The organism is Mucilaginibacter sp. P4_G9 (assembly GCF_056400985.1).
This window is the reverse complement of record NZ_JBFUKF010000623.1, coordinates 1-2,087: the sequence shown is the minus strand read 5'-3', so window position 1 is coordinate 2,087 and position 2,087 is coordinate 1. Positions and strand designations below refer to the sequence as shown.

3 protein-coding genes are annotated in these 2,087 nt (G+C 41.1%); 1 reads left to right on the top strand and 2 read right to left on the bottom strand.

Annotated features, from left to right (window positions below; genetic code table 11):
- A partial coding sequence (gene holA / locus AC1DPZ_RS26040) for a DNA polymerase III subunit delta (RefSeq protein WP_477408975.1) occupies nt 1–757 on the bottom strand: 757 nt, incomplete at its 3' end.
- A gap of 166 nt (nt 758–923) precedes the next feature.
- On the opposite strand from holA, the gene AC1DPZ_RS26035 reads away from it, so the two are divergent.
- A complete protein-coding gene (locus AC1DPZ_RS26035) occupies nt 924–1,385 on the top strand; it encodes a type I restriction enzyme HsdR N-terminal domain-containing protein (protein WP_477408977.1) in 462 nt (153 codons plus the stop codon).
- A gap of 192 nt (nt 1,386–1,577) precedes the next feature.
- Here the strand turns inward: AC1DPZ_RS26035 and AC1DPZ_RS26030 are convergent.
- A partial coding sequence (locus AC1DPZ_RS26030) for a response regulator (protein ID WP_477408973.1) occupies nt 1,578–2,087 on the bottom strand: 510 nt, incomplete at its 5' end.

Here is a 2,087-nt window from a genome sequence, read left to right as displayed (position 1 = left end):
CCAGTACTATTGGGTTGGCCTTGGGATTAGCCTCAAAATAATTAATAATCTGGTTAGCCTTAAAAGCATCTTTTTTGCTTATTGCGGTTTGCAGTTCAAATACATTGTACTCCTTACTGATGCCGATGTTATCTTGTATAAGTTTCAGGCTTATCTCCTGCCCGGCAGTTACATTCAGCATCAGTTTTTCGAGCTCATTTGAAATTTTTGAAAGATCATTGCCCAAATACTCGGCTAACATAGCCGAAGCCTGCTGGTTTATTTTATATCCTTTATCGCTTATGAACCCTTCAATCCAGGCAGGAATCTTACTATCATATAAAGGGGCCGACTCAAATATAAGCCCGCTTTTCTCAATGGCTTTATACGTTTTTTTACGTTTATCAAACTTGCCGTACTTATAGCAAAAAACCAATATGGTGCTTGCCAATGGTTTTTCAAGATAGCTCAATAACGGGTCGATGCCTTTTTTGCCGTCATCATCCTTACCCCATTTCATATCCTGGGCTTCCTTTACCATCACAACCTGGTAATCGGCCATCATGGGGTAGCGTTTGGCGGCATTAAGCACGGTCATCATATCGGTATCCTTACCGTATAAAACAGTTTGATTAAAGCCTTTCTCGGCATCCGGAAGCAGGTGATGCTCGATATGATTACTCACCAGGTCGATAAAATAAGGCTCCTCGCCATGCAGCAGATACAGGGGCTTGTATTTACGATTCTTTATATCTTTTAAAATCTCGGCTGCGGTCATCTTTTAAGTCAAAAGTAAAAATTCAAAAGTCAAAAATGACCTTTAGATTCAAAATTAAAAATTCCAACCCGCAAAGCCGGTCTTTTATGGTAAATGTTGAAACTAAAGTTCAAAACCTGGCTGATGTTTCAGATATTCCTTTTTAATTTTGACTTTTTAATTTTGAATTTTGAATTTACCTCCGCTTAACCTTCCTCCCTACCCATTTAAAATAAGCGACGAGAACGGTCAGCTGTCATTGTTTGACGAGATCCGTAAAAAAACCATCATCCTTACACCCGAAGAATGGGTGAGGCAACATTTTGTACAATACCTCGTAAGGCAAAAAAACTATCCGCGGTCGCTTATCAGGCTCGAAGGCGGCCTTAAGCTCAACGGACTGCAAAAACGTACGGATATTGTGGTGTTTAACAGCGAGGGGAAACGGATATTAATTGTAGAGTGCAAGGCGCCATCGGTAACTATTGATCAAAAAACCTTCGACCAGGTAGCCCGCTATAACATGGTACACAAGGTGTCGCTGCTGGCAGTAAGTAACGGCCTGCAGCACTACTATTGCAATATCGACCTGGAGAAAAGAGAATACAAGTTTATAGAAGAGTTGCCGGAATACAGCAAACCTGTTTAAGGGGCTCATATCCCACGTCATTGCGAGTGGTAAAATCCGTGGACTCTGAAAGGGGAATGACGTTTTAAAAGATTTGTCATCCTGAGGAACGAAGGATCTATTCGCGGACAGTGCAGGGCGAAGAAGCATGGCGAATAATAGATGCTTCACTGCGTTCAGCATGACAAATGGCTTTTTTTTGCAAACGCGTCATTATGAAGCTACTGCCACCAGGCTTTGAATTTTGGCCAGCAATTCATCGGGCTTAAATGGTTTGGATACATAATCGTTCATGCCGGCTTCATAAATTTTTTCCTTAAGATCAAACAAAGCCGAAGCTGTAAGCGCTATAATAGGGATATTTGATTTTTTTGGATCGGCCATTTTCCTGATCTCCAGGGTGGCGTCGAAACCATTCATAACCGGCATTTGCAAATCCATCAGTATAATATCAAAATTGCCGTATTGCATCATCTCAATAGCCTGTACACCGTTTTCGGCAATGGTGGGTATAATATGCCATTTTGATAACAGCTTTTTCATCAGCATAACATTTACAATGTTATCTTCGGCAATAAGTACCCTTATACTTGATACCCCAGCGCCTTTTTCGTTGATCTTTATTGATGAGGGGATTGCTTTTTTCACAACCGGTTCTGTTGATACCGGGAACTCCATCAAAAACGAAAACTCGGAACCTACCCCTATCTCACTTTTAACATC